Origin of the sequence: Variovorax sp. 160MFSha2.1 (assembly GCF_048305075.1) — a bacterium.
Classification (GTDB): Bacteria; Pseudomonadota; Gammaproteobacteria; order Burkholderiales; family Burkholderiaceae_C; genus Variovorax; species Variovorax guangxiensis.
This window is the reverse complement of the sequence record NZ_CP157624.1, coordinates 2,439,524-2,461,700: the sequence shown is the minus strand read 5'-3', so window position 1 is coordinate 2,461,700 and position 22,177 is coordinate 2,439,524. Positions and strand designations below refer to the sequence as shown.

20 protein-coding genes are annotated in these 22,177 nt (G+C 69.5%); 10 read left to right on the top strand and 10 right to left on the bottom strand.

The features are described 5' to 3' along the window. The first annotated feature begins 51 nt into the window (after positions 1–51). Entirely contained in the window at positions 52–852 is an 801-nt protein-coding gene (locus ABL838_RS10975) for an alpha/beta fold hydrolase (protein WP_418125320.1), read from the top strand. Between the two features lie 22 nt (positions 853–874). Here the strand turns inward: ABL838_RS10975 and ABL838_RS10970 are convergent, their stop codons facing one another. Beyond that, on the bottom strand, positions 875–2,347 hold the full coding sequence (locus ABL838_RS10970) for an amidase (RefSeq protein ID WP_418125319.1): 1,473 nt from the start codon (positions 2,345–2,347) through the stop codon (positions 875–877). A 120-nt stretch (positions 2,348–2,467) separates the two neighbouring features. Here ABL838_RS10970 and ABL838_RS10965 point away from each other — a divergent pair, with 120 nt between their 5' ends. The 6 genes from ABL838_RS10965 to ABL838_RS10940 all read left to right on the top strand — a co-directional run bounded on the left by ABL838_RS10965 (position 2,468) and on the right by ABL838_RS10940 (position 8,307). Beyond that, complete coding sequence (locus ABL838_RS10965; RefSeq protein ID WP_418125318.1) at positions 2,468–3,721, top strand: RNA polymerase sigma factor; 1,254 nt, start codon at positions 2,468–2,470, stop codon at positions 3,719–3,721. Between the two features lie 53 nt (positions 3,722–3,774). Next, positions 3,775–4,155 (top strand): YciI family protein, encoded by a 381-nt coding sequence (locus ABL838_RS10960; protein WP_126024243.1) that lies wholly within the window; start codon positions 3,775–3,777, stop codon positions 4,153–4,155. Positions 4,156–4,252: 97 nt separating this feature from the next. Further along, positions 4,253–5,056: an SDR family NAD(P)-dependent oxidoreductase gene (locus ABL838_RS10955; protein WP_418125317.1), complete on the top strand. Its 804-nt coding sequence runs from the start codon at positions 4,253–4,255 to the stop codon at positions 5,054–5,056. A 62-nt stretch (positions 5,057–5,118) separates the two neighbouring features. Beyond that, positions 5,119–5,715 carry a GNAT family N-acetyltransferase gene (locus ABL838_RS10950; protein ID WP_418125316.1) on the top strand — a complete coding sequence of 199 codons (597 nt, stop codon included), beginning with the start codon at positions 5,119–5,121 and terminating at the stop codon, positions 5,713–5,715. A gap of 70 nt (positions 5,716–5,785) precedes the next feature. Continuing rightward, a complete protein-coding gene (locus ABL838_RS10945; RefSeq protein WP_418125315.1) occupies positions 5,786–6,493 on the top strand; it encodes a response regulator in 708 nt (235 codons plus the stop codon). Then, positions 6,403–8,307, top strand: coding sequence for an ATP-binding protein (locus ABL838_RS10940; RefSeq protein ID WP_418125314.1), 1,905 nt, complete (start codon positions 6,403–6,405; stop codon positions 8,305–8,307). Before ABL838_RS10945 ends, ABL838_RS10940 begins: the two co-directional genes overlap by 91 nt. A gap of 4 nt (positions 8,308–8,311) precedes the next feature. Here the strand turns inward: ABL838_RS10940 and ABL838_RS10935 are convergent, their stop codons facing one another. Then, the gene (locus tag ABL838_RS10935) at positions 8,312–10,660 is read right to left on the bottom strand and encodes a cytochrome P450/oxidoreductase (RefSeq protein WP_418125313.1); all 2,349 of its coding nucleotides are present in this window, start codon (positions 10,658–10,660) and stop codon (positions 8,312–8,314) included. 11 nt (positions 10,661–10,671) lie between these two features. Beyond that, positions 10,672–11,646: a Bug family tripartite tricarboxylate transporter substrate binding protein gene (locus tag ABL838_RS10930; RefSeq protein ID WP_418125312.1), complete on the bottom strand. Its 975-nt coding sequence runs from the start codon at positions 11,644–11,646 to the stop codon at positions 10,672–10,674. Between the two features lie 114 nt (positions 11,647–11,760). On the opposite strand from ABL838_RS10930, the gene ABL838_RS10925 reads away from it, so the two are divergent. Then, positions 11,761–12,579, top strand: coding sequence for an IclR family transcriptional regulator (locus tag ABL838_RS10925; protein WP_418125311.1), 819 nt, complete (start codon positions 11,761–11,763; stop codon positions 12,577–12,579). A 15-nt stretch (positions 12,580–12,594) separates the two neighbouring features. On the opposite strand, the gene ABL838_RS10920 is transcribed toward ABL838_RS10925, so the two are convergent. Further along, entirely contained in the window at positions 12,595–13,422 is an 828-nt protein-coding gene (locus ABL838_RS10920; protein WP_126024235.1) for an undecaprenyl-diphosphate phosphatase, read from the bottom strand. A 147-nt stretch (positions 13,423–13,569) separates the two neighbouring features. On the opposite strand from ABL838_RS10920, the gene ABL838_RS10915 reads away from it, so the two are divergent. Then, positions 13,570–14,451, top strand: coding sequence for a hypothetical protein (locus ABL838_RS10915; RefSeq protein WP_418125310.1), 882 nt, complete (start codon positions 13,570–13,572; stop codon positions 14,449–14,451). On the opposite strand, the gene ABL838_RS10910 is transcribed toward ABL838_RS10915, so the two are convergent. The 3 genes from ABL838_RS10910 to ABL838_RS10900 are packed head-to-tail and all read right to left on the bottom strand — an operon-like array spanning position 14,443 to position 17,428. Further along, the gene (locus ABL838_RS10910; protein WP_418125309.1) at positions 14,443–15,102 is read right to left on the bottom strand and encodes an aspartate/glutamate racemase family protein; all 660 of its coding nucleotides are present in this window, start codon (positions 15,100–15,102) and stop codon (positions 14,443–14,445) included. The two genes, ABL838_RS10915 and ABL838_RS10910, sit on opposite strands and share 9 nt — an antisense overlap. An 18-nt stretch (positions 15,103–15,120) precedes the next feature. Further along, complete coding sequence (locus ABL838_RS10905) at positions 15,121–16,023, bottom strand: amino acid ABC transporter substrate-binding protein (RefSeq protein ID WP_126024232.1); 903 nt, start codon at positions 16,021–16,023, stop codon at positions 15,121–15,123. A 58-nt stretch (positions 16,024–16,081) separates the two neighbouring features. Further along, entirely contained in the window at positions 16,082–17,428 is a 1,347-nt protein-coding gene (locus tag ABL838_RS10900) for an aspartate aminotransferase family protein (protein ID WP_418125308.1), read from the bottom strand. Between the two features lie 121 nt (positions 17,429–17,549). On the opposite strand from ABL838_RS10900, the gene ABL838_RS10895 reads away from it, so the two are divergent. Then, positions 17,550–18,428 carry a MurR/RpiR family transcriptional regulator gene (locus tag ABL838_RS10895; protein WP_418125307.1) on the top strand — a complete coding sequence of 293 codons (879 nt, stop codon included), beginning with the start codon at positions 17,550–17,552 and terminating at the stop codon, positions 18,426–18,428. Between the two features lie 7 nt (positions 18,429–18,435). Here the strand turns inward: ABL838_RS10895 and ABL838_RS10890 are convergent, their stop codons facing one another. The 3 genes from ABL838_RS10890 to ABL838_RS10880 form a co-directional block, all read right to left on the bottom strand. After that, the gene (locus ABL838_RS10890) at positions 18,436–19,131 is read right to left on the bottom strand and encodes a GntR family transcriptional regulator (protein WP_418125306.1); all 696 of its coding nucleotides are present in this window, start codon (positions 19,129–19,131) and stop codon (positions 18,436–18,438) included. A gap of 251 nt (positions 19,132–19,382) precedes the next feature. Then, positions 19,383–19,844: a (2Fe-2S)-binding protein gene (locus ABL838_RS10885; protein ID WP_369658735.1), complete on the bottom strand. Its 462-nt coding sequence runs from the start codon at positions 19,842–19,844 to the stop codon at positions 19,383–19,385. Positions 19,845–19,885: 41 nt separating this feature from the next. Next, entirely contained in the window at positions 19,886–22,153 is a 2,268-nt protein-coding gene (locus ABL838_RS10880; RefSeq protein WP_418125305.1) for a molybdopterin cofactor-binding domain-containing protein, read from the bottom strand. Positions 22,154–22,177 lie beyond the last annotated feature (24 nt).

Genomic DNA, 22,177 nt, shown 5'->3' with positions numbered 1-22,177 from the left:
CCCCCCGAGGGGGAGGCTCGGCCGCCTTGGGGCGGCCCGGCGACGGCCGTGATGCCCCCCGTCGTCTTCTCGCACGGCAACAGCTTTCCCGCGAGCACCTACCGCGTCGTCCTCGACAGCCTGCGCAACCGCGGCTTCGAGGTCAACGCCATCGAGAAATTCGGGCACGACCCGAAGTACCCCGTCACCGACAACTGGCCGCACCTGGTGCAGCAGCTGGCCGACTTCGCCAAGGCGCGCGCCGACCGCGCGGGCGGCCCGGTGTTCCTGATCGGCCATTCGCTCGGCGGCTTCCTGAGCCTGATGTGCGCCGCCCAGCACCCAGAGCTGGCGCGCGGCGTGCTGCTGATCGACTCGCCCATCCTCGGCGGCTGGCGCGCGAACACGCTCAACGTGGTCAAGCGCACGCCGCTCATGAAGAGCGTGTCGCCCGGCGCCATCAGCCGCAAGCGCAAGAACAGCTGGGAGCACCGCGAGGCGGTGTTCGAGCACTTCCGCAGCAAGAAGGCCTTCGCGAAGTGGGACGAGCAGGTGCTGCACGACTACATCGACCACGGCACCTTCGATGCTGACGATGCTCGCGCGCTGAGCTTCGACCGCGACGTCGAGACCGCCATCTACAACACCCTGCCCCACAACCTCGGCGCGCTGCTGCGGGCGCACCCGCTCAAGTGCAAGGCGGCCTTCATCGGCGGGCGCCAGTCGGCCGAGATGAAGCGCGTGGGCATGGCGATGACGCAGAAGGTCACCCGCGGCCGCATCGCCATGCTGGACGGAACGCACCTCTTCCCGATGGAAAAGCCGCTGGCCACCGCAGCGGCCATCGAGGCCGCGCTGCGCAACCTGCTCTGAGCCGCCAAGCCGGCGGCCCCCGTCACGCCTGCGTGACGTGCACTCCCGGCCGGCGCCCCGCATTCCACTTGCCGCCCAGCGCCCGCTCGATCTGCGCGGCCAGCTGCAGCAGCAGCCCGTCGTTGGCCTGAGCCGCCTGCGCCTGGATGCCCAGCGGCAAGCCGTTTTCCTGCGCTGCCATCGGCAGCGAGATGCCCGGCATGCCGCACAGGTTGGCCAGTGGCGTGTACGCGAAGTTCTGCCAGAGATTGGCGAACCAGTCGTATACCGAGGGGTTCGTGCTGGTCGTGAGGTACTCGCTGGTGCCCACCTTGGGCGTGGGCAGTGCGGTGATGGGCGTGAGGATGATGTCCCAGCGCTGGAAGAATTCGCCGAAGGCGCGCGAGGTGGTGTTGAACACCGCCTGCATCTTCGCGCGCTCGGTGTAAGAGGTGTGCAGCCCGGCTTCCCAGATCTTGATGTTGATCGGCTCCAGCAGCTCGGCCGGCGGACGCTCCAGGCCCAGCCGGTGCAGGTGGCCGTCGATGACCTGCGCGAAGTTGCTGATGTAGCAGGTGGTCTGGGCTTCGAAGGCGGTGCGGAAGTCCAGCTCCGGCAGCGCCCACTCGACGTGGTGGCCCAGACCCTCCAGGAATTTGCCCGCGCGCTCCAGCTCGGCCACGAAATGCGGCGTGGCGCGGAAGTCGCCCCACTCGTGCGACAGCGCGATGCGCAGCCGCCCCGGATCGCGCTGGATGAGCTCGCTGTACGGCTCGGCCGGCGACCAGAAGGGCATGAACTCGCCGGGTGCGCCGCCACGGCAATGATCGACGAAGGCGGCCGTGTCGCGCACGGTGCGGCTGTGGCAGCCCTGGATCGACACCAGCCCCGAAAGATCCGACAGCCCCGGCGCCAGCGAGAACACGCCGCGCGACACTTTCAGCCCGATGTTGCCGTTCACGCCCGCCGGAATGCGGATGGAGCCGCCGCCGTCGGTGGCGTGCGATAGCGGCAGCACGCCTGCGGCCACGATCGCCGCTGTGCCGGCCGACGAGCCGCAGGTGGTGTATTCGAGGTCCCAGGGGTTGCGCGTGACGTGGAAGGCGTTCTCCGCCGAGCTGCACACGCCGAACTCCGGCGTGGTGCTGCGGCCCATGATGTTCAGCCCCGCCTTGCGCAGCTGCTGCGTGAGGAAGCTGTCGGCCGCCGGGCGGTGGCCCTGCATCATCATCGAGCCGAACTCCTGCAGGCGGCCCTTCAACGTGGGGCCCAGGTCCTTCATCAGATAGGGCAGGCCGGCGAAGACGCCCTCGGGGTTCATGCCGTCCTTCAGCGGATCGGCCACCACGTCGTCGAAGACTTCGACGACCGCGTCGAGCTGAGGATCGAGCCTCGCGATGCCCGCGGCCGCCTGCGCGGCCAGCTCCGCCGCCGTCACGTCACCCTTGCGGACCCGTTCGGCCAGGCCGACTCCGTCGTGGTCGGCCCATTCGCTCCAGCTCATTGCCAGCGTCATTCGCATTGCTCCATTTCTTGTTCGTCGAGGAAAGTGCGTCCGATTTTGCCGAGCGTGTCGGCGCGACGCATACTGGCGCGTCCTTGGGTGAGCAGGAACGAAGGACAAACAAGCGACCGCATGACCAACGCCGACACCGCCTGGATCGCCACCACGCTGACCGCCTCGCGCCCGCGCGCGGTGGCCGCGCTGCTGCGCTACTTCCGCGAGCTCGACATGGCCGAGGAAGCCTTCCAGGAAGCCAGCCTGCGCGCCCTGCGCCACTGGCCCGAAAGCGGCCCGCCGCGCGACCCGCTGGCCTGGCTGATCTTCGTCGGGCGCAACGCGGCGCTCGACGAAGTGCGCCGGCGCGGCCAGCACGAGCCGCTGCCGGAGGACGACGCGCTCGTTTCAGACCTGGACGACACCGAGGCCGCCCTCGTCGAACAGCACGACCAGGCGCACTACCGCGACGACGTGCTGCGCCTGCTCTTCGTCTGCTGCCACCCCGAGCTGCCGCTGACGCAGCAGATCGCACTGGCGCTGCGCGTCGTCTCGGGCCTGTCGGTGCGCGAGATCGCGCGCGCCTTCCTGGTCGGCGAGGCCGCGATGGAGCAGCGCATCACCCGCGCCAAGAAGCGCGTGGCCTCGGCCGGCATTCCCTTCGACACGCCGGGCCGGCGCGAGCGCGACGAGCGGCTGGCGGCCGTGTGCACCACCGTCTACCTGCTCTTCAACGAAGGCTATTCGGCCAGCGGCGGCGAGGAGCATGTGCGCACCGCACTGTGCGAGGAAGCGATACGCCTTGCGCGGCTGCTGCTCGGCCTGTTCCGGGGCGAGCCCGAGCTGATGGGCCTGCTCGCCCTGCTCCTGCTGCAGCACGCGCGCGCCGATGCGCGGCTCGATGCGGGCGGCATGGTCGTACTGCTCGAGGACCAGGACCGCGCACGCTGGAACCGCGCGCTCATCGACGAAGGGCTGGCGCTGGTCGAAGGCGCACTGCGGCAGTGCAGGCCCGGCCCTTACCAGTTGCAGGCCGCCATCGCCGCCACCCACGCGCAGGCGCCACGCGCCCGGGACACCGACTGGGCCGAGATCGACCGCCTCTACGCAGCGCTCGAAACACTGCAGCCCTCTCCCGTCGTCACGCTGAACCGCGCGGTGGCAGTGCACAAGCTGCGCGGGCCGCAGGTCGCGCTGGCCCTGACCGAACCACTGGCCGGCGCTCTGGACGGCTACTTTCACTTCCACGGCCTGCGGGGCGCACTGCTGATGGAGTTGCAGCGCCCCGACGAGGCCCGCGCCGCCTTCGCTCGCGCCCTGGGCATGGCCCGTACCGCCGCGGAGGCCGCGCACATCCGGGCGATGCTCGACCGCCTGGGCAGGCCCGGCTGACCCGATTCCACCCCGCCCGCCACCCACGAAACACGGAAAAGAAAAGGAAGACCATGCTTTATTCCATCCTCATCTACGGCTCCGAATCCGCGGTGGCCGCCTGGGAGCCCGGTGTCGAAGAGGAAATGCTCGAACGCCACACCGACCTGCGCGAGGACCTCCAAGGCCAGGGCCGGCTCGGCACCGTGCTGCGGCTGATGCCCAATGTGGCGACCACGGTGCGCCGCGCGGGCGACATGCATCCGCTGGTCACCGACGGGCCCTTCGCCGAGACGAAGGAGCAGCTCATGGGCATCTACATCGTGGAGTGCGAGTCGGTCGAGGAAGCCACCCACGCAGCGCACCGGCTGGCCTTCGAGGGCGGCGTGTTCGAGATCAGGCCGATCACCTGGTACGACCCAGGTGTGATTGCTGCGCGCATTCCGCAGGTCTGAAGTAAAAAAATCTGCCGGCGTTGTCGGATCGGGCCACCGCCGCCCGTCCTTGGCTGGAACGCACGCATTTCGCGGGCGGCAAACCAAGGAAAAGACGATGTCGCAGACATTCAAGGACAAATGCGTGGTGGTTCACGGTGGCAGCGGAGCCATCGGTGCGGCGGTGGCCCGTGCCTTCGCGCGTGAAGGCGCCAGGGTGTTCATCACGGGGCGCGACCGCGCCAGGCTCGACGCGGCGGTGCGCTCCATCGAGGCCGAGGGCGGACATGCCGAGGCTGCCGTGGTCGACGCGCTCGACGAACAGGCCATGCTCCGCCACGCCGCCGAAGTGGCCGGGCGCGCCGGCGGCATCGACATCGCGCTCAATGCCATCGGCATCGTGCACGTGCAGGGCACGCCGCTGGCGGAGCTGCCGCTGGAAGACTTCTTCCTGCCCGTGCAGGCCTACACCCGGAGCTGCTTCCTCACGGCGAAGGCCGTGGCGCCGCACATGGCCAAGCGCGGCGGCGGCGTGATCCTGTCGGTGTCGACGCCGGCCTCGCGCATGCCGGGGCCGGGCTACCTGGGCCATGCGGTGGCCTGCGCGGGCGTGGAGGCGCTGTCGCGCCACATGGCGGGCGAGATGGCGGCCTTCAACATCCGTACCGTGTGCATCCGCTCGCATGCCATTCCCGAGGCGGTGACCGCCGGCTCGCACGCCCGCGAGGTATTCCGCCCGGCGGCGGAAAGCATGGGGCTCACGGTCGAGCAGATGCTCGCGGCCAAGCCGCCCGGGCTGCTGGTGGAGCGGCTGCCCTCGCTCGACCAGATGGCCGCCACCGCGCTGTTCGCGGCCTCGGAAGGCGCCGGCGCGATGACCGGCGCGGTGCTCAACCTGAGCGGGGGCATCACGCTGGACTGAGGCCGGGCCCGACCGGGCTCCCTAGAATCGCCCGGGTCATTCCCGAACCGAGCCGATTCCGCATGCAGCCCGACTTCCCGCCAGCGCCCGCGCTGGCCGACGCCCTGATCGTCGATCCGTTCTACCTGGCGATCTCCGTCGATTTCGAGGACGACATGCCGGCGCGCAAGGCGGTGCTCGCCGACTACTTCGCCTATTCGCTGGGCGAGGCCGCGCGCACCGGCCGCTACCTCGCCGCCGAAGATGCCCGGCTCGGCGCAGCGGCCTGGCTGCTGCCGCGCGCCGATGCGCTCGACGCGGCCGAGTCGGCGGCAAAGGGCGAATACCTCGCCGCCACGCTGGGCCCGCGCGGCCACGGCAACTACCGCCGCATCGTCGATTTCATGGCCGCGCGCTCGCCGGCCGTGGTGCCGGCGCATGCCTGGTACCTGTCGATCCTCGGCATCTCGCCCTCGGCGCAGGGACGCGGGCTGGGCGCGCAACTGCTGGCGCCGACCCTGGCCGAGGCCGACGCGGCGGGTGTGCCCTGCTTCCTGGAAACCTTCACGCCGCGCAGCGTGGCCTTCTACGAGCGGCTGGGCTTCCGCGGCGAGGCCGAGCACCTGGAGCCGGTCACGAACTCGGCGTACCTGATCATGTGCAGGCCGGCTCGGCCGTAGTCGGCAGCAAACGGGAAAATAGGCAGATACGTTCCACCCGCCGCGCCAGGCCGGCCGAAGATTCCGCCGCATGTCCTCTCTTCCCGCTGAAGCCGCCGAACCCGTCTCGCTGAGCCCCACGCTGATCGTCGAGGACGATCCGGCCACGCAGGAGCGCCTGCGCCATGTGCTGTCTTCCCTCGGCTGCGACGAGAGCCGCATCTCGGTGACCGACAGCGTCGCAGGCGCCCGGCAGCTGCTGGGCGAACGAGGCTACGGCGTGGTGCTGGTGGACATCGGCCTGCCCGACGGCAGCGGGGTGGAGCTCATCGGCTGGCTGCAGGCGCAACACCCGGGCGTACCGGCGGTGGTGATCTCGGCCTGGCGCACCGAGGAAATCATCTTCGCGGCCCTTCGCGCGGGCGCCATCGGCTACCTGCTGAAGGAGCGCGACGACGTCGAGCTGGGCATCGCGCTGCGCAGCATCGAACAGGGCGGCGCGCCCATCGACCCGAGCATCGCGCGCCACATCCTCGCCTGGCTCGCATCGCACCAGCCACCGGCCGACGCGCCCGCGCAGGCGCAGGCCTGCGCAGAGGCACCGGCGGCGCTCACGCGCCGGGAGCTCAAGATACTCGAGCTCGTCTCGCAGGGCCTGAGCAACCGCGACATGGCCGAATCGCTCTCGATTTCCAGACTGACCGTGGAATGCCACACCAAGAACATCTACCGCAAGCTGGCCGTCAGTTCGCGCACCGAGGCCGTCTTCGAAGCGCGACGGCATGGCTTGCTGCGCTGAGCGGCGCGTTCGTCCTGCTTCTTCTCGCGGCCTGCCCGGCCTTCGCTGCCGGAGAAACCGCCGCTCCCGCGCTGCGCGTGGAGGCCGTGCGCGGCACCGGCTGGAACGACACCGCCCCGCCCGCCGAAGGCTGGACGCCCGTCGCCCTGCCCGACAGCTGGGCCAACCGCTGGCCCGGCTTCGATGGCGTGGCCTGGTACCGCCTGACATGGGAGCAGCCCGAGCAGGCGCGTGAAGCCGGCCTGCTGCTGCACTACCTGAACATGGCCGGCGAGGTCTCGCTCAACGGCACGACGATCTCGCGCGACCAAAGCCTGGTCGAGCCGCTCACGCGCGCCTGGAACACGCCGCGCTACTGGCTGCTGGCGCCGCCGCTGCTGAAGCCAGGCACCAACACCCTGCTGGTGCGCGTCTCGGGGCTGGCGCCCTACCAGGCGGGGCTGGGGCCGGTCGAGATCGGCGAACCGGCTGCGATGCAGTCGCGCTTCGAGCGCGAACGGCTGGTGCGGCACGACCTGCAGGTACTGGGCCTCGCGGTCAGCGCGGCGGTCTCGGCCTTCTTCGCCGCCTGGTGGTGGCTGCGCCGGCGCGAGACGGCCTATGGCTGGTTCGCGGCGATGTCGGTGCTGTGGCTGCTCTTCGCCTACAACCAGATCGCGACCAGCCCCTGGCCTTTCGGCTCCAACCATCACTGGCAGGCGCTCAACACCTCGCTGCTGCTGGTGTTCAGCGTCTCCTATCTGTTGTTCGTGCTGCGCTACTGCGGGCGCCGCCTGCCCCGGCTCGAAGGCGCGGCCGCGCTGGTGGCGGCGGCCGGTGTGCTCGACCTGTGGCTGGCGCCCGAGCCGTCGCTGGCGGCGCACAGGGCCATCTGGACGCTGGTGGGCGGCCTCACGGTCATCGTGGTGAACAGCTGCGCCCTGGTGTACGGCTGGCGCCATCGTGGCAGCCCGGTGCGCTCCATCGCGCCCTTCATGGCGATCTCGGCCGTGACGGGCGCGCACGACCTGCTGGTGTTCACGCAGGTGATCGACAGCAACGTCTACTACACCAACATGTCGTCGTACGTGCTGCTGCTGGGCATGGCGCTGACGCAGGCCGCGCGCTTCGCGCAGAGCCTGCGTCGCATCGAGAACTTCAACACCGAGCTGATCGAGGAGGTGAACGCAGCCAAGGCCGAGCTCGCCGCCACGCTGGCCCAGCAGCACGCGCTGGAGCTGGCGCACGCACGCATCGGCGAGCGCGTGAACCTGGTGAGCGACCTGCACGACGGGCTCGGCGGCATGCTGGTGGGCAGCATCGCGACGCTGGAGCGCAAGCCCGAGAACCTCAGCGCGCCGGAGCTGCTCGCCATGCTCAAGCGCCTGCGCGACGACCTGCGGCTGATCATCGACGCCACCGGCCGCGACGACGGCGCCCGCGCGCTCGGCGAGCTGCTGGTGCCGATGCGCCACCGCAGCACGGAGCTGCTCGACGCCAACGGCATCGACTGCCGCTGGCAGGTGTCGGGCATCGAAACGCTGGAATTGCCGCCCTCGCAGAGCCTGGACCTGATGCGCTTCCTGCAGGAGGCGCTGACCAACGTGCTCAAGCACAGCGCGAGCCGCCACGTGGACGTGACGGTGGCGCGCGCGGGCGCCGAGCTCCAGCTCAGCGTGCGCGACGACGGGCGCGGCTTCGCGGTCGATGACCGGACGGCCGGCGCGGGGCTGCGCAGCCTGCGCACGCGGGCCCGCCGCCTTGGCGCCGAGCTGCACCTGCAGTCGCGCCCCGGCGAGACCCGTGTGGCGCTGCGGATGCCGCTCGCCGGCTGAGCCCTTAGAGTTCGAGCACCAGCCGCCCTTCGCAGGCGCGCGAGCAGCAGGCCATCATCTTCGTGTTCGCGTCGCGCTCCACCCGCGTGAGCACCACGTCGCGGTGATCGACCTTGCCGGAGAGCACGCGCACCTCGCAGGAGCCGCACAGCCCCTCCTCGCAATCGCTCTGCACGTCGACGTTGGCGGCGCGCAGCGCGGTCAGCAGGGTCTGGTCGGGCGGCACGGTGAGGACGAGGCCCGAATCCTTCAGCTCGACCTCGAAGGCCCGTTCCTTCGACGGGTCGAGCGTGGCCAGCGTGGATTCGAAATGCTCCACGCGCAGCGCGCCCTCGGGCCATGCGGCGCAGCACACCTCCAGCGCCTGCAGCATGCGCAGCGGGCCGCAGGCGTAGACCTGCGCGCCTTGCACCGGCTGCGCGAGCAGCGCCTGCAAATCGTTGCGCCGGCCTTCGTCGGCAACGTGCAGATGCAGCCGGTCGCCATGCAGCGCAGCCAGCTCATCGACGAAGGCCATGCTGCGGCGGCTGCGGCCGCTGTAGTGCAGCTCGTAGTCCATGCCCAGCGCCTTGGCGCGCCGCGCCATCGCACTCACCGGCGTGATGCCGATGCCGCCGGCGATGAAGGTCGCCTTCTCCAGCGATTCGTCGAGCCTGAAGTGGTTGCGCGGGCCGCGTATGCGCAGCCTGTCGCCGGCCTTCACGTTCGCATGCACCCAGGCGGAGCCGCCGCGGCCTTCGGGCTCGTGCAGCACGGCGATCTCGAAGGCGCCCGCGTCGTCAGGATCGCCGCACAGCGAATACTGGCGCGAGAGTTCGGGCGTGCCGCATTCGACGTCGATGTGCGAGCCGGCCGTCCAGCGCGGCAGCGGCTTGCCATCGGGCGACACCAGGCGCAGCCTGACGACGCCCTCGGCCACCGGCGTCACGCCCTGCACCACCACGGGCCGCGCGATCGCATGCGCCGAGGGCTCGCCGATGCGCACCGGCACGCGCACGTCGCGCAGGCCGGGGTTCGCGCGCTCGGGGTTGGCGGCCGGGTCCCATTCCACCCACAGGTGCTCGGGACCGCGGAACGAGGTGTTCGGCACGTAGGTGAAGCGCTGCTCGGAAAGCCGCATGTGCGGCAGCCGGCGCGTGAACTCCTCCAGGAATATCTGCATCTCCATGCGCGCCAGGTTCTTGCCCATGCACTGGTGCGAGCCGTAGCCGAAGGTCAGGTGGTCGCTGGCGTTGTCGCGGCGGATGTCGAACAGGTCGGCATCCGAGAAATGCCCCTCGTCGTGGTTGGCCGACGAGGTGACGATGAGCAGGCGCGAGCCCGCCGGCAGGTCGACGCCGCCGACCTGCGTGTCTTTGGTGACCATGCGGCGCCACGCGGCCACCGAGCCGTTGTGGCGCAGGCACTCCTCCACCGCGTTGGGGATGAGCCCCGGGTCCTCGCACAGCTCGCGCCACACCTGCGGGTGCTGCAGCAGCAGCTTCACCGCGTTGGCGGTGGCGTTGGCGGTGGTCTCGTGCGCGGCGACGATGCCGGCCATCATCATCGAGTGCAGGTACGAGTCGGTCACCACCTCGGGGTGCTGCATCTGCTTGCGGATGCCGTACTGCATCCAGCCGGGTGCGTCCGGGTCCTGCCGCATCTTGGCCAGCACCTTGCCGGCGTACTGCCAGAAGTTGCCCACCGCATGCGCCACCGCCACCTGCTCCTCGGGCTTCGGACGGCCCCAGGTGTTGACTGTGTGCGCGATGGAGTACTTGCGCAGCGTGTCCATGTCTTCCTCGGGCACGCCGAGGAAGTGCAGCGCCACGGTGAGCGGGATCTCCCACAGCATCTGGTCGACGAGGTCGGCGCGGCCGTCGTCGATGAAGCGGTCGACGTACTCGCGCGCCAGCTCGCGCACCATGGGCTCGTGGTGCTTCAGCGCCTCGGGCGTGAACGGGTCCATCAGCGCGCGGCGGCGCGGCATGTGGGCGGGCTCGTCCTCGTTGACCAGCGTGCGGTTGAGCGCGAAGCCGTAGGAGGCGAGCACCGCGTTGGCTTCCTCGCCCGTGGGCGTGATCTTCTCCAGCGCGATGGAGGGGCTGAAGGTGATGTTGTCGCGGAACACCGCCTTGATGTCCTCGTAGCGCGTGAGCACCCAGTAGCCCAGCTTGGGGCTGTAGAAGATGGGCTCCTGCTCGCGCGCCCAGCGCACGTACTCGGGCGGATCCTGCTGGTAGCCGTCCTCGAAGGGGTCGAAGCCGGCGGCGCGCTGGCTCACCGGGCAGCCGGTGGGCGTTCGCTCGGAAGACAGCGGGCCGTGCGCGACGGGGCAGCCGGAAGTGCGCGAGGACGTGGCGGTATCGGGCATGGCGGACAGCTTCAGTCGAGGGTGATCTTCAGGTCGCGGATCAGCTTGTGCCAGCGCTCGGTCTCGCTCCTGAGCAGCGCGGCGTACTGCGCGGGCGTGTTGCCGACCGGCTCCACGCCGAAGTCGACCATGCGCGTACGCACCGAGGGCTCGTTGATGGCGGCGACGAGCTGGCGGTTGAGCGTGGTCACCACATCGGCGGGCGTGGCCGAGGGCACCACCACGCCGACCAGCGCGGCGGCCTCGACGTTCTTGTAGCCGAGCTCGGCGAAGGTGGGCACGTCAGGCAGTTGCGGCAGGCGCGTGGGGTTGGCCACGGCCAGCGCCTTGACCTTGCCGCCCTTGATGAAGCCGGAGCCCGCGGCCAGGTCGACCATCATGGCCGGCAGCTGCCCGCCGACCACGTCGGCCAGCGCGGGCGCCGCGCCGCGGTACGGCACGTGGACCATGAAGAGCTTGGCCTCCACCTTCAGCAGTTCCATCGCGAGATGGTGCGGGCTGCCCGCGCCGGCCGAGGCGTAGTTGATGCCGCCCGGCTTGGCGCGGGCCTGGGCGATGAAGTCCTTGGCCGAGCTGAAGCCCGAGTTGGCGCCGACGACCAGGATCATCGGGAACTTGCCCATCAGCGTGACGGGCGCCAGGTCCTTGGTGGGGTTGTAGCTCAGCGACTTGTAGAGCGCGGGGTTGAACACCAGCGTGCCGTTGTCGGCCGAGAGCACGGTGTAGCCGTCCGCTGCGGCGCGCACGGTTTCGGAAGCGGCCAGCGCGGTGTTGCCGCCGGGCTTGTTGTCCACCAGCACTGGCTGCCCGACCTGGGTCGAGAGCGTCTGCGCGACCGTGCGCGCCAGGAAGTCGGAGCCGCCGCCGGCCGCGTAGGGAACGATCCAGCGGATCGGCTTGGCGGGATAGGCCTGCTGTGCGCCGGCGCCGGCGGCGACGGCAGCCAGCGAAAGAACCGCGAGGCAGCGGGCGAAGTGCTTCTTCATGAGGGAGTCTCCGTGAGGAATTTTGTGTATTGCGTAATTATCATACGCATAGCGTAATTCTCAGATCGCGGGTTTACCCGGCTCTGCCGGTCGAGCACCTAACATCCAGCCGTCATGAAGCAGCCTCCGGAATCCGATCGCTCTCTCTCCTCCCCAGCGCGCGAACGCCGCCAGCGGGTGCAGTCCGCCGAGACCGGCATGTCCGTGCTCAAGGGGCTGGCGCACCTGGGCGGGCGCAGCAGCCTGACCGCGCTGTCGGCGCACGTCGCCGAGAGCCCGGCCAAGGTGCACCGCTACCTCGCGAGCCTGATGGAAGCGGGCCTCGTGCTGCAGGACGCCGCCTCGCAGCACTACTACCTGGGCACCGAAGCCATCCAGATCGGCCTGGCCGCCATGCGCCAGGCCGACCCGATCCGCGCTGCCGAGCCCTGCCTGATCCGCCTGCGCGAATCGCTGGAGGTGACCTGCTTCGTGGCGGTGATGGGCAACAAGGGCCCGACCATCGTGCGCTTCGAGGAACCGGGCCTGCCGGTCACGGTGAACGTGCGCGCCGGCTCGGTGATGTCGATGCTGTGGTCGGCTACGGGCCGCGCCTTCCTGGGACTGCTGGATGAGTCGCGCGTGTTGGCTCTGGCCGAGCAGGAACTGGGCGAGGCTACGCCGGAGATGCGCTCGCAGCTCGACGCGAAGGACCCGATCGGGGAGCTGCGCCGCGAGGTGCGCCAGGCGCGCTGCGCTAGCGTGAAGGACACCTACCTGCGTGGCATCAGCGCCGTGGCGGCGCCGGTGTACGACTATGCGGGACGGGTCTGCGCCGTGATCACCGCGCTGGGCGCCACGGGCGGCTTCGACCCGTCGATCGACGGGCCCATCGCCGCGGCGGTGCGGCAGGAAGCAAGGGCCGCGAGCGCCCTGCTGGGCGCCGCGGGCTGAAGAATCAAACCAGGATCAGTCGGCCCAGACCACCGTGCCGGTCCACGCAGTGGCCAGCACCAGGATGCCGAAGGCGATGCGGTACCAGGCGAAGGGAATGAAGCTGTGGCTGCTGATGTACTTCAGCAGCCAGCGCACGCAAAGCCATGCGCTGATGAACGAGAACACCAGCCCCACCGCGAAGAGCGGCACGTCGGCCATCGACAGCGCCGCGCGCTCCTTGTAGATGCTGTAGAGGCCCGCGCCGATCAGCGTGGGAATGGCCAGGAAGAACGAGAAGTCGGTCGCCGCCTGGCGCGAGAGGCCCAGCAGCATGCCGCCGATGATGGTCGAGCCGCTGCGGCTGGTGCCCGGGATCATCGCGAAGCACTGCACCAGGCCGACCTTGAGCGCGTCCCACGGCGTCATGTCGTCGACATGCTCGACGCGCACCGATCCGGGCGGCCGCTTCTCGGCCCAGAGGATGATGAAGCCGCCGATGATGAAGGTGCTCGCCACCACGGTCGGGATGAACAGGTGCTCCTTGATGACCTTGCCGAACAGCAGGCCCAGCACCACCGCGGGCAGGAAGCCGATGAAGATGTTCAGCGCCAGGCGCTGGGCCTTGGGTTGGCGCGGCAGTGCGACGACGGTCGAGCGGATCTTCTGCCAGTACACCAGGATCACCGCGAAGATCGCGCCGGTCTGGATGGCGATCTCGAAGACCTTGCCCCGGTTGTCGCCGAAGCCGCCGAGCAGCGAGCCCGCAAGGATCAGGTGGCCCGTCGAAGAGATCGGAAGAAATTCGGTGAGCCCCTCGACGATGCCCATGATGGCGGCCTTGGCCAGCAAAACAATATCCACGCGTACTCCTTTCAAGTGCGGCCATTATCGCGAGGGGGCTGGTCAGCCAGGGCTCAGACTCCCCTGTTCCGGTGATGTTCAGGCACGGCGCGTTGACACACAGTCGAGGGTGTGCGAAGGCATGGGATGCCTAAGGAGCCATTGGTAATGCGAACGTTCACGCCCGGTGACAGACTCGAAGAGCACGCCTCGACTTTCGACGATCACGGCGAAGACCGCCGCAAGAACGCCCTCGACCTGGAACGCGAGCAGCGCGCCTCGATGCGCCGCGTGACCGAGGCCACGGGCGCGTCGGCCCACGAACTGCGGCAGCTGATGCAGCGGCTGCGCGACATCGACCTCTCGGGCTCCAGCGCGGGCATCGTCGCGCAGGGCCACATCGAGGCCGACCGCATGCAGTCGGGCATGGCCGCGCTCGACCTGGGCGACGGCAACGTGGCCGAACAGCGCGGCGACGCGGTGCAGAGCATCGATTTCTGGCTGCTCGAACCGCTGGACCCCGCGCACGACAAGAAGTGGTATGCGCGCTGGAAGTTCTGGAGCTTCATCCTCGGCGCGGCCGGCCCGGAAGCCGCGCTCACCCTGCAGGGGCTGGCGCTGCGCCCCACAGAACCCGGCGACACGCACGCCGACCTGGTGGCCAAGGCGCGCAAGGTGCTCGAAAGCTGGCGCCGCACCTCCGAGCCGCTCTTCTGGGCAGCGGTCGAATGCTACGTGCGGCAACAGTCGTTCTCGCTCGAAACACAGGCCTACCTGATGCACTGCATCGCGTCGGTTTTCACCGGCGACCCGATGAAGCTGTCGAACGAGCAGAGCGAGCAGCTCGCGGCCGTGCTCGCCGACACCTACTGCGATGCGCTGGGCACCTCGGCGAGCATGCCCTCGGCGGACATCTACCGCCGCCTGTCGCAGGGGCTTGAAGCCACCGACCGCGAGACCGGCCTCGCCCGCACCCTCGGGCGCAGCGACGCGGCGCAGATCGCGATGACCGCGCTGTTCTCGGTGATCGAGTTCTCTCGCCTACGCTGAAGCGCCGCCACCGGCGCGGCGGCGCAGCGCGCGCACCGCGCTGTCGACCGTGGTGAGCACCGGCAGCCCGCTGGCGGCCTCGCAGGCAGAACGTGCCCGTGCCATGCTGAACTGCGCCAGCGCGATGCGCGTGCAGCCCCGTTCGCGCAGTGCGGCGGCCTGGGCGGCGATGAGCGCGTCGTGGCGCTGCGTATCGCCAGCGTTCAATGCATCGAGCGCGCCTTCGGCCAGCGCGGTTTCGAGCGCGACCTCCGAAGGAAACTCCGGCGGCATCGACGCCAGCGTGGGGGCGAAGGTGGCGATGAGGCCCAGCCTGCCCTGCAGCCCTCGCACTGCCTCGTCGATCATGGCCTCGTTGGGCTTGAGCACCGGAATGCCCGCGTGCCGCCGCGCCACCGCCTCGATGCACGGCCCGAAGGCCGAGCAGGTGAAGAGAATGCCCTGCGCGCCGGTGTCGACCGCGTACTGCGCGAGGCGCTGGAAGCGCACGTGCATGGCGGCGTCGAGCCCCTTGCCCTCGCGCGCCAGGTCGGCCGAGAGGCTGTCGTCGAGCAGGTTCATGCGCACGGCATCGGGCCAGTCGCGCGCGAAGGCTTCGTTGATGGGCGCGACGGAGTGCGAGAGCGCGTGGATCAGGGCGATGCGGGTCATGAGTTCAGGCGCCGGCGCTCAGATGCCCTTGGAGGAAGGATTGGCGAAGGCGTCCTTCGTCTCGGCATTCAGCGGGTAGTTGATGTTGATGCCCTTGGGCGGAATGGGCGACATGAACCACTTCGCATAGAGCTTCTCCATCTCGCCCGACTTCATCATGCCCGAGACCACGCGATCGACCAGCGCCTTGAAGGCCGGGTCGTCCTTGCGGAACATCAGCGACTGGTTCTCGGTGCGCAGGCTCTCGCCGGTGATGAGGAAGTCCTTGGGATTGCGCGCGTTCGCGATCTGGCCGGCCAGCAGGATGTCGTCGAGCACGAAGGCCTGGGCGCGGCCGGTTTCCACCAGCAGGAAGGAGTCGCTGTGGTCCTTGCCCGCGAGATTGGTCACCTCCAGGTTGCGGCCCCGGTCGGCCTCGCGCAGCAGGCGGAACGAGGTGGTGCCGCTTGTGGTGGCCACGGTCTTGCCCTGCAGGTCGGCGATGCCCTTGATACCCGAATCGGCCTTCACCAGCATGCGCACGTTGTAGCGGAAGATGTCCGGCGAGAAGGCCACCAGCTTCTGCCGCTCGACGAGGTTGGTGGTGGAGCCGCATTCGATGTCGACCGTGCCGTTCTGCACCAGCGGAATGCGGTTGGCCGAGGTGACGGCCTGGTACCTGACCTCGACGGCCGGCATCTTCAGCTCGCTCTTTACCGCCTCGACGATGCGGTTGCAGATGTCGAGGCTGTAGCCCACCGGCCTGAGGTTGCCGTCGAGGTAAGAGAAGCCGAAGGACGACTCCCGGTAGCCGAAGGTGATGGCGCCGCTGGCCTTGATCTTGGCGAGCGTGTCGTTCTCCTGCGCCTGCGCGGCGGCGAAAGGCATCAGCGCGGCCGCAAGCACGGCGGCGAAGGAAAACAGCGGACGAAGCTTGGGCATGGAACGCTCCTCGAGGCGATGGTGGAGGGAAGACGAACGGACGGGAAAGTGGTGGCGCTCAGCGCGCCGTAGCCGCTGCCGCGGCACGCGTGACCGCGTCGATCGAGGCCGCGAGCCGCGCGGCGATCTCCTGCAGGTCCTGCCGGGTGGCGATGAACGGCGGCGCCAGCAGCACGTGGTCGCCCTGGCGGCCGTCGACCGTGCCGCCGAAGGGGTAGCACAGCAGGCCGCGCGACATGGCGTCCTTCTTGACGGTGGCGTTGACCTTCAGCGCCGGATCGAACGGCGCCTTGCTCGCGCGGTCGGCCACCAGCTCGATGCCCCAGAAGAAGCCGCGGCCGCGGATGTCGCCCACGTGCGGATGCGCGCCCAGCGCGTCGGCAAGCATGCGGCCGAAGGCGAGGCCGTCCTCGCGCACCTTGGCGACCAGGCCGTCGCGGCGGATCACCTGCTGCACCGCGAGCGCGGCGGCGCAGGCCATCGGGTGGCCGAGGTAGGTGTGGCCGTGCTGGAAGAAGCCGCTGCCTTTCGACATCGCCTCGACGATGCGGCGCTGCGCCAGCACGGCGCCCACCGGCTGGTAGCCGCCACCCAGGCCCTTGGCGACAGTCATCAGGTCGGGCACCACGCCCTCCTGCTCGCAGGCGTGCAGCGAACCGGTGCGACCCATGCCGCACATCACCTCGTCGAGGATCAGCAGCACGCCGTACCTGTCGCACACCGCGCGCACCGCCTTGAAGTAGCCCGGCACCGGCGTGAGCACGCCGGCCGTGGCGCCGCCGACCGTTTCGGCGACGAAGGCGATCACGCGGTCGGCGCCCTGCGCGAGGATGGCCGCTTCCAGCTCGGCCGCCAGGCGCAGGCCGTACTGCTCGGCGCTCTCGTCGGCGTGCTGCTCGCGATACGGATAGCAGGGCGAGACATGCGTGGCCGGCACCAGGATGGGCGCGAAGGGTTCGCGGCGCCATGCGTTGCCGCCCACGGCCAGCGCGCCCAGCGTGTTGCCGTGGTAGCTCTGTCGGCGCGCGATGAAGTGCGTGCGCTGCGGCTGGCCGATTTCCACGAAGTACTGCCGCGCCATCTTCAGCGCCGACTCCACCGCCTCGGAACCGCCGCTCACCAGGTAGACATGGCTCATGCCCTCGGGGGCGGAGCCGATCAGCTCGTCCGCCAGCTGCTCGGCCACCTCGCTCGTGAAGAAGCTGGTGTGGGCGTAGGCCAGCTTGTCGATCTGCGCGTGCATCGCGGCCATGACCTCGGGATGCGCGTGGCCCAGCGAGGACACGGCGGCGCCGCCGGAGGCGTCGAGGTACTCGCGGCCCTCGGCGTCGCGAATGAACATGCCGTGGGAGCCCGCGGCAACGGGCGGGGTCTGGCGGAGGTGGCGGTGGAAGACGTGCGTCATGGCTGGGTGTTTGGAACTAACGTTTCCGGCGAATTATTGTTTGGAACATTTGTTCCGTCAACTGCCGTGTTTTCCCTGCTCCGGTACATTTGTTCCAACTCAGCCAAGGAGACACATCGTCATGGACGCCAAAGAGCAGATCCGCCAGCGTTTCAACGAACTGAGCCCCGCGCTGCAACAGGTGGCGCGCTACGTACTCGACCACCCGAACGCGGTGGTCACCGGCTCGATGCGCAGCGTCGGCATGCGCTCGCAGAGCACGCCCGCGACGCTCGTGCGTTTCGCGCAACACATGGGCTACGAAGGCTGGCCACAGCTCAAGGAAGCCTTCGCCGCCGGGATGGGCCTGGGCTCCGAGACCTACGGCGGCCGCGCCAAGCAGCTCGTCGGCCGCGCCAGCGACCAGACGCTGACCGGCGAGATGTTCGAAGTGCAGCGCCGCAACCTCGAAGCCACCCACCAGCAAAGCGGCTACGCGCTGCAGAAGGCCTGCGCGCTGATCGAGAAGGCACCCGCCGTGCACGCCGCCGGCTTCAGGGCCTGCTTTCCGATCGCCTTTTCGTTCGTGTACGTGTACCGGCTCTTCCGCGCCAGCGTGCACCTGGTCGACGGCCAGGGCGGCTCGCTGGAGATGCAGCAGCGCGCCTTCGCCAAGGGCGACGCGCTGGTGGTGGCGAGCTTCGCGCCCTATTCGCGCGAGGCGCTGCAGGTGACGCGGGCGGCCAAGGCGGCGGGCTGCCGCATCGTCGCCATCACCGACAGCGTGGCCTCGCCGCTGTCGCTGCTGGCGGAGGAGACGCTGCTCTTCACGATCAACAGCCCCTCCTTCTTCCCCTCGGTCGCGGCCGGGGTGGCGGTGACGGAGGCGCTGGTCGAGCTGCTGGCCAGCCGCGCCGGCAAACCGGTGATCCGGCGCATCGACCAGGCCGAGGCGCAGCTATTCGAGTCGGGGGCCTACCTCACGGCGCCGGCCATGCGCGGCGGCCAGGGGCCGGCCTGAGTCTGCTTCAGACCAGGGCCCGGGTGCGGGTCGGGTTCTTCTGGCTCAGGTAGAGCACCAGCAGATCGCGGTTGGAGTTGATGTGCTCGCGCATGGCGGCCTCGGCGGCGGCGGCTTCCTGCCGGCCCAGCGCCTCGACGATGCGGCAGTGGTCCGCGAACGCCTGCAGGGCCTGCTCGTGCCTGTGCAGCAGCATCGAGGCATCGCGGTTGTGGGGACGCAGCTTGCTGTCGAAGATGATCGGCAGCTGGCTGGCGCGCTGCACCGCTTCGGCGAGCCAGCGGTTGTCCGCCAGCGCCAGCAGTTTCTGGTGGAAGGCCAGGTCCAGGTCCTGCCAGCGGGCGGCGCGGCCTTCGGACCATTCGCCGGTGTGATGCAGCAGCTCGTGCTGCTCGTCGAGCATGGCGGTCAGCTTCGACAGGGCCGCGCCGTCGAGCCCGACCTCGCCGATCAGCCGGCAGCACATGCCTTCCAGCGTGGCGCGCACGCTGAAGGCATCGTGCACGTCCTTGGCGTTGAAGCGGCGCACCTGGAAGCCCTTGTTGGGCAGGTAGACCAGCAGCCCCTCGTCCGCCAGCCGTGCCATGGCGCCGCGAACAGGCGTGCGCGACACGCCGAGCTCGTTGGCCAGCGTAATTTCCATCAAATGGGAACCGGGCGCGATCTCGCCATCGAAGATGCGGTCACGCAGGGTTTCGGCCACGGACAACGCTCGCGTCCGTGAAGGATCTGGGGGGGTCATCGAAAGTCGGGAACTGGGGGCGGCCGGAAGCGGGCCGCGCGGATGGTACGGCGGCGTACAAAAGCTTCATATCCCCTGTTTCCGTAAAAATTTTATTTCTGGGCTTTTTCGATGATTACGGAAAAATTCTTAATTTTTGTAAACAGCTTTCTGACCACGAGCGTTAACCCGCCCCCGCCCGGTTGCGCCGCCCGAAACCCGGCCAGTTCTTCTCAGCGCGAGGCTGTCTGCGCGGCGATGTGAATGGCGGCGCGGATGCGCGGATAGGTACCGCAGCGACAAATGTTTCCGCTCATTGCGGAAGAAATGTCGTCATCGCCAGGCTTTGGCGTCTTTTTCAGCAGCGCGCAGGCCGACATCAGCTGACCGCTCTGGCAGTAGCCGCACTGCACCACGTCGACTGCGGCCCAGGCCTGCCGCAGGGCGTCGGCCTCCTTGCCATTCAGTCCCTCGATGGTGGTCACTTCCCGGCTGCCCACCGCCTCCAGCGGGGTGACGCAGGAGCGCACCGCCTCGCCGTCGAGGTGCACGGTGCAGGCGCCGCAGAGCGCCTTGCCGCAGCCGAACTTGGTGCCGACGAGCCGCATCTCGCCGCGCAGCACCCACAGCAGGGGGGTATCGGGTTCGGCATTGACGGTGACGGCCTTGCCGTTGACGGTGAGCGTGGTGGTCATCGCGTTTTCCTTGCTTGTTTGTTTGTCCGGTGTCCGGCCGCTCAGGCGAGCTTCAGCGGCAGGCTGCGCAGCCGCTGCCCGGTGAGCGCGAACACGGCATTCGCCACCGCCGGCGCAATGGGCGGCGTGCCGGGCTCGCCAACGCCACCGGGCGCCTCGCCGCTGGCGGCGATCTCGACCTCGATGGCCGGGCATTCGTTCATGCGCAGCGGCATGTAGTCGTGGAAGTTGCTCTGCTGCACCTGCCCCTTCTCGACCGTGATCTCGCCGTGCAGCGCGGCCGAGAGGCCGTAGACGATGGCGCCTTCCATCTGCTGGCGGATCAGGTTCGGGTTGACGGCCACGCCGCAGTCGATGACGCAGACCACGCGGTGCACCCGCACCTGCCGGTCCGCCGAGACCGACACCTCCGCCACCTGCGCGACGATGCTGCCGAAGGAGCGGTGGATCGCCAGCCCGCGCGCCCTCTTCGCGCCGTCGGGCCCCGGCTCCGGTGGCTGGCCCCAGTTCGACAGCTCGGCCACGCGCCTGAGCACGCGCAGGTGGCGCTCGTCCTTGGCGAGCAGCGCGGCGCGGAACGCCACCGGGTCCTTGCCCGCTGCGGCGGCGCATTCGTCGATGAAGCTCTCGACGAAGAAGGCGTTCTGCGAATGCGCGACCGATCGCCACACGCCCGTGGGCATGGCCGACTCCACCGGCACGTGGGCGACACGCGCATTGGGAAATGCGTAGGCCGTATTCCACGCGCCATCGGTGGTGGTGTCCATGAACGAGGGCGCGCCCATGCTCGAGCCGGCCGTCGTGGTCTGCCAGGCAACCAGCGCGCCAGCCGCATCGAAGCCCGCCTTGCATCGCGCGACGTAGGCCGGCCGGTAGAAGTCGTGCGCCATGTCCTCCTCGCGCGTCCAGAAGAGCTGCACCGGCGCGCCGCCGGTCTCGCGCGCCAGCGTGGCGGCCTGGGTGACGAAGTCGGTGCTGTAGCGCCGGCCGAAGCCGCCGCCGAGGTAGGTCACGTGCAGCTCGACCTTGGCGGCGTCGATGCCCAGCGCCTTGGCCGCCGCGTTGCGCGTGAAGCCCGGCGCCTGGGTGGGCGCCCACACGGTCGCCTTGCCGTCCTTGAACTGCACGGTGCAGTTCATCGGCTCCATGGTCGCGTGGGCCAGGAAGGGCACGCGGTACTCGGCCTCGATGGTCTTGGCGGATGACCGGAACGCGGCGGCCACGTCGCCGTCGTTCAGTTGCGCGTTGCCGGGCCTGGTGCGCAGCGTCTGCGAGAGCCGCTCGATCATCTCGGCGCTCGAAAGGCTGGCGGCCGGGCCGTGGTCCCATTCGATGGCGAGCGCCTTCACGGCGCGCATCGCGTGGTACGGCGTGTCGGCGATCACGGCCACGCCGCCCGGCGTGGCGCCGGTGCCGATGAGCGTGGCACCGACCGGCTCCAGCGCCATCGCCTTGCGCACGCCCGGCAGCTTCTGCGCCGCCGTGGCGTCGAAGCTCGCGACGCGGCCGCCGGTGGTCGGGCACATCGCGATGCTCGCGTACAGCAGGCCCGGCGGGAGCACGTCGAGGCCGAAGGTGGCGGAGCCGTCGAGCTTGGCCGCGCCGTCCACGCGCCGCGCGGGCTGGCCGATGAGCTTGAAATCGGCAGGCTTCTTCAGAGCCACCTGCGCCGGCAGCGGCTGCTGCGCGGCCTTCGGGGCCAGTTCGCCGAAAGTGGAGCTCTTGCCGCTGACATGCAGAACGCGCCCGGCTTCGGCGCGGCATTCGGCCACGGGCACCTGCCACAGCGCGGCGGCGGCACCCAGCAGCATGGTGCGCGCCGATGCGCCGGCCTCGCGCAGCGGCACCCACTGGTCGGTGATGCTCGATGAGCCGCCCGTGCCCGAGAGCCCCGGAATCGAGCGCAGCAGCTTGCCGACCACGTGCTGCGTCGAGCGCTTCACCGCGCCCTCATCGCCGGGCCGGAAAGGCAGCGCGTCGAGGATCGCTGCCTGGTTGTTGTAGATGGCGTCGGGGCCGGCCGTCTCCAGCCGGATCTGCTCGAGCGAGGCGCCCATTTCTTCGGCGAGAAGCATCGACAGCCCGGTGTGCGTGCCCTGCCCCATTTCCGACTGCGACATCATCAGCGTGACCGTGTTGTCGCTGCCCACCTTGACCCAGCCGTTGAGCGCGACCTGCCCTGGGGCGGCCGGCAGGGGTTCGGCCGGCACGAGCCGCGACGCGGCCGGCGTTGCAGACCAGCCGACGACGAGGGCGCCGACGGCCCCCACGGTGCCAAGAACGAAATGGCGGCGCTTGAGCTTGGGCATGGTGTGGTTCTCTCTCGTGGGGGT

What these genes read in the sequence shown, in the direction of transcription:
- ABL838_RS10975 (WP_418125320.1), top strand. Translation starts at nt 52, where the DNA reads ATGCCCCCCGTCGTCTTCTCGCACGGCAACAGCTTTCCCGCGAGCACC.
- ABL838_RS10970 (WP_418125319.1), bottom strand. Translation starts at nt 2,347, where the DNA reads ATGACGCTGGCAATGAGCTGGAGCGAATGGGCCGACCACGACGGAGTC.
- ABL838_RS10965 (WP_418125318.1), top strand. Translation starts at nt 2,468, where the DNA reads ATGACCAACGCCGACACCGCCTGGATCGCCACCACGCTGACCGCCTCG.
- ABL838_RS10960 (WP_126024243.1), top strand. Translation starts at nt 3,775, where the DNA reads ATGCTTTATTCCATCCTCATCTACGGCTCCGAATCCGCGGTGGCCGCC.
- ABL838_RS10955 (WP_418125317.1), top strand. Translation starts at nt 4,253, where the DNA reads ATGTCGCAGACATTCAAGGACAAATGCGTGGTGGTTCACGGTGGCAGC.
- ABL838_RS10950 (WP_418125316.1), top strand. Translation starts at nt 5,119, where the DNA reads ATGCAGCCCGACTTCCCGCCAGCGCCCGCGCTGGCCGACGCCCTGATC.
- ABL838_RS10945 (WP_418125315.1), top strand. Translation starts at nt 5,786, where the DNA reads ATGTCCTCTCTTCCCGCTGAAGCCGCCGAACCCGTCTCGCTGAGCCCC.
- ABL838_RS10940 (WP_418125314.1), top strand. Translation starts at nt 6,403, where the DNA reads ATGCCACACCAAGAACATCTACCGCAAGCTGGCCGTCAGTTCGCGCAC.
- ABL838_RS10935 (WP_418125313.1), bottom strand. Translation starts at nt 10,660, where the DNA reads ATGCCCGATACCGCCACGTCCTCGCGCACTTCCGGCTGCCCCGTCGCG.
- ABL838_RS10930 (WP_418125312.1), bottom strand. Translation starts at nt 11,646, where the DNA reads ATGAAGAAGCACTTCGCCCGCTGCCTCGCGGTTCTTTCGCTGGCTGCC.
- ABL838_RS10925 (WP_418125311.1), top strand. Translation starts at nt 11,761, where the DNA reads ATGAAGCAGCCTCCGGAATCCGATCGCTCTCTCTCCTCCCCAGCGCGC.
- ABL838_RS10915 (WP_418125310.1), top strand. Translation starts at nt 13,570, where the DNA reads ATGCGAACGTTCACGCCCGGTGACAGACTCGAAGAGCACGCCTCGACT.
- ABL838_RS10910 (WP_418125309.1), bottom strand. Translation starts at nt 15,102, where the DNA reads ATGACCCGCATCGCCCTGATCCACGCGCTCTCGCACTCCGTCGCGCCC.
- ABL838_RS10905 (WP_126024232.1), bottom strand. Translation starts at nt 16,023, where the DNA reads ATGCCCAAGCTTCGTCCGCTGTTTTCCTTCGCCGCCGTGCTTGCGGCC.
- ABL838_RS10900 (WP_418125308.1), bottom strand. Translation starts at nt 17,428, where the DNA reads ATGACGCACGTCTTCCACCGCCACCTCCGCCAGACCCCGCCCGTTGCC.
- ABL838_RS10895 (WP_418125307.1), top strand. Translation starts at nt 17,550, where the DNA reads ATGGACGCCAAAGAGCAGATCCGCCAGCGTTTCAACGAACTGAGCCCC.
- ABL838_RS10885 (WP_369658735.1), bottom strand. Translation starts at nt 19,844, where the DNA reads ATGACCACCACGCTCACCGTCAACGGCAAGGCCGTCACCGTCAATGCC.
- ABL838_RS10880 (WP_418125305.1), bottom strand. Translation starts at nt 22,153, where the DNA reads ATGCCCAAGCTCAAGCGCCGCCATTTCGTTCTTGGCACCGTGGGGGCC.